Origin of the sequence: Dyella sp. GSA-30, assembly GCF_027924605.1 — a bacterium.
Taxonomy (GTDB): Bacteria; Pseudomonadota; Gammaproteobacteria; order Xanthomonadales; family Rhodanobacteraceae; genus GSA-30.
In genome coordinates this window covers 3,856,218-3,860,011 of record NZ_AP027042.1, presented here as the reverse complement: position 1 = coordinate 3,860,011, position 3,794 = coordinate 3,856,218, and the positions used below count along the sequence as shown (strand labels likewise).

The 3,794-nt window shown below is 56.6% G+C and carries 2 protein-coding genes; both read left to right on the top strand.

Features of this window, described 5'->3' with window-relative positions:
* Positions 1 to 48 precede the first annotated feature (48 nt).
* A complete protein-coding gene (locus tag QMG46_RS16395; protein WP_281848916.1) occupies positions 49 to 1,509 on the top strand; it encodes a cytochrome P450 in 1,461 nt (486 codons plus the stop codon).
* An 88-nt stretch (positions 1,510 to 1,597) separates the two neighbouring features.
* On the top strand, positions 1,598 to 2,932 hold the full coding sequence (locus QMG46_RS16390; RefSeq protein ID WP_345781803.1) for an MATE family efflux transporter: 1,335 nt from the start codon (positions 1,598 to 1,600) through the stop codon (positions 2,930 to 2,932).
* The last annotated feature ends 862 nt before the right edge of the window (positions 2,933 to 3,794 follow it).

Sequence of the window (3,794 nt, the reverse complement as noted above, 5' to 3'; positions counted from 1 at the left end):
CCGGCATCAAAACGGTTGATATCGACACTTACATTCGGGAAAGCCATCATGGATTCAAATACATTAGTCCCTGAATCGGATCTGGAGAACACGGAAGAACTCAAGTACACGCGTACGATTGCAGACTTGCCCGGCCCCAAGGGGCAGCCGTTCCTGGGGAACCTGCTGCAAACGCGTGGGCATCAGCTGCACCTGACACTGGCGAAATGGATTCGGGAATTCGGCCCGATCTTTCGTATGACAGTCCTGGGCTATCCGATTGTCGTCGTGTCCGACCGTGAATCTGTCAACAACCTGCTACGAGAGCGACCCGACAGCTTCAGACGTAGCCGAGGTCTTAAGACAGTCATGAACGAACTGAACATCAGCGGCGTCATTACCGCCGAGGGTGAGGAGTGGCGCAAGCAGCGCAAGCTGGTGATGGGCGGGCTCAACGCCGAGGTCATCAGGAATTTCTTCCCCACGATGGTGTTCATGACCGAGCGTATGCTGCTGCGCTGGAAGGCCGCGCTGGCTGACGGCAAGCCGGTCAATCTGCGTCGCGACCTGAAAGCGCTGGCGTTGGACATTATCGTAGGCATTGCGATGGGGCATGACATCGATGCGGTCAACGATGATGACAACCAGTTGCAACGCAATATCGATAATCTGTTCAGGCGCCTGGGCAGCCGTAACGGGGCACTGCTACCTTACTGGCGCTACTTCAAGTTGCCGGTCGATCACGCGGCCGACAGGTCCGCGGCTGAAGTCGAGCAGTCGGTGACGGCGTTCATCCGGAACGCGCGCGAGCGCATGAAACAGCAGCCACATCTGCAACAAAAGCCGAGCAATATGTTGGAGGCGATGATTGCGGCGAGCGACAATCCCGATTCGGATTTCACCGACCAGGAGCTGGTCAGCAACGCCATCCTTAGCGTAATCGGCGGTGAAGACACGACGGCCAACACGATTGCCTGGATGATCAATCTACTGTCGCAGAACCCCGCGGCCGCGGCCGCATTGGCGGCAGAAGCCGATGCCGTGCTGGGCGACGCCCCGCTGGCGCGTGAATGGGAGCTCATGAAGCAGTTCCCGTATCTGGAGGCTGCGCACAACGAGACCCAGCGGCTAAGGTCGGTTGCGCCGTTCATTGGGCTTGGCAGCAACGCCGACTGCGTGGTCGCCGATACGTTTATTCCGAAGGACTCGGCGATCATCGTATCGACCATCGGCGAGGGCCTGGATGAGGATCAGTTCCCGCAAAACGAGGCATTCAAGCCGGAGCGCTGGATCTTCGAGCACAAACCGGCCAGAGACGATGATCCCGCACGCAAGATCTTTCCATTCGGTGGCGGCTCGCGTCTTTGTCCCGGTCGTTTCCTCGCCCTGACCGAAATCAAGGTCGTGGTGTCGATGATCATGCGCAATTTTGAATTGGAGTTGGACCCCAAGGCGCCTCCGGTCGAGCAGATCATGAACTTCTTTATGGGGCCCAGCGCTCTCCCGGTCCGCATCAAGCTTCGCACCTGACAACCGTGGCATCTCATGGGACATCGCATTGAACCCCACTAGCGTTGGCTTCGATTTTCGAATAGCCAAAAAAATCTTGAACGTGTCCATGCCGTTGATGGGTTCAATGGTAGGCAACATGATCATGCTGCTTGTCGACCGAATCTGCCTGGCGAGATATTCGATCGACTCGTTGGCTGCCTCCGGTCCGGCGATTTATACCGCGATGGCGATCGTCGGCTTTTTCACTGCCGTAGTCGGGTTCTCGCGGTCATGCGTGGCACAGGCGTATGGACGATCCGGGCAGGGCGAGGCGGCTTACCAGGCGGCGATCGGCATCGTGGTCGGTGTCGCCTTCGCGGTCATCTTATTGTTGTTGGCGCCGCTTCTCGAGCAGATTCCCTTCCTGAGTCACCGGCCGCCATCCGTCACCCGGCTGGAGTCGCAGTTCCTTTACTGGTCGGCCTACTTTGGTAGCGCCATGACCTTGAACATGGCGTTCTCTTCCTATTTCAATGGCATCGGTAAAACGCGCATCACGTTGATCGCCGGTCTGATCGGTCAGGCGGTAGTGATCTTCATGACGATCGGTCTGGTGTTTGGCAAATTCGGTTTGCCTGAACTGGGCATGCGCGGCTCGGCCATCGGAACCCTGCTCGGCACCCTGGCGATTCTGGTCTGCTATCTGGCCTACGTGCCACGCGATGTCTGGAGCAATTTGAAAGGCGTGGTACTCAAGCGCAACGGCCTCACGTTGACGGACGTGCTTCCGCGTATCATCAAAGGCTTCAACCTGGGTATATCCACCGGCCTTTCCAATCTTGGGAATGCGGCCTTCATCTGGATCATTGCGGGGCTCGGAGCGATTGCCCTCGCAGCCAACAACGTCAACTTGACGGTGAATTACATCGGTATCATTCCGCTGATTGGTCTGAGTATCGGATGCAGCGTGTTATGCGGAAATGCGCTCGGCGAAAACGATTATCCGCAGATACCGAAGATAATCTTCGCAACGCTGGCGATCGAGCTCACATATGTCGTGGTGATTTCGTTCTTCCAGATAGCCACGCCGGGCCTGCTACTCGATCCTTTCGGCTTGAGTGACAAGCCAGAAGAGATAAGGCGGGCATCTATCGCCACATCGCAGATACTTTGGACGTATTCGCTGGCGTTTGCATTTTCGATGACGGGCTCGGCGGTATTGGAAGCCTTCGGCTTGACCAGGTTTCTGTTCGTTACGCGGTTGATCCTGATGTGGGTACTCAGCATCCCGACAATCTACATGACGACGATGCGGCATGTTGGTAATGCGGATTTCCTTCCAACCAGCTGGGTTATCGGTTCGGCCTTCGAGGCGATCATTGGCGCACTGTATTTCTGGCGAATATGGTTCGCGGTAAAGCATCGTCAGAACGCGATCGTGCTGGCACAAGCCAGGACTTGAGGGTAAGCGAAGCATGCGGCCACGGGTGCCTGTCGTGGCAGGGAATAACCTCTGAGTAGGGGTTGGCAAAATATTGCGATGTATCGCAAGTTTTTGCTTATTGACAAATAGACCCGCATTATTCGAAGTATAGGGACGGCGAGAAAGGGGACTCGCTGTGGCATGGAACTATCTGCGGGTTCCATACGTGACCGGAGCCATTTTTGTCGGTCCGTACAACGGCAGATAGATAACGAAATCATTGCTTTCGAGGCGATGAGCGATGCCGGGTGGCAACTCAGGGCGAGGGGTACATGGAGAACACTGGGATTGATGCGTCCGCAGCTTTCAGGCGGCCGCGCTGTATACAACGGCAGTGCGAACAGTCGCGTCGTATCCGACTGAGCCGCCGTAACGCCGCCGTCCCCCGCAGCAGTCGCAGCTACGCCGTCATCGGCGATAGCAAGCTCTTTTCTGCACAAGGTGAAAGCAGCCGTCAGGCTCTTCATTGCGCACCTTTATCAGGCACAAGCCCCTCCGTCGCGGCATTCAGAGCGCGGTACGAATCATCTCTGCCATGTAGTAAGCAGACAATCGGCTCGCAACGGCGAGGCGGCATGTAGGTCTTTTGCCGCGGCGATAGCGACGTCACTGAAGTGCGGGCTATACGCCGGTTCAATCGCCCCAACTCATGTCTCCATCTGGCGACGATACGGAGCTGTGTACGCAATAGGCGGCGATGTCTAGACCGACGATCTCACACATAAGAAAAAGTCGAAAAATCGATAGCTCCGCTCCGATTCGCCCTCTTGGCCGATGAACAAAGCCGGCTACCGCAAGATCGATGCAAGCAGTGTCCGAAGAACACACCACAGGATAGGTA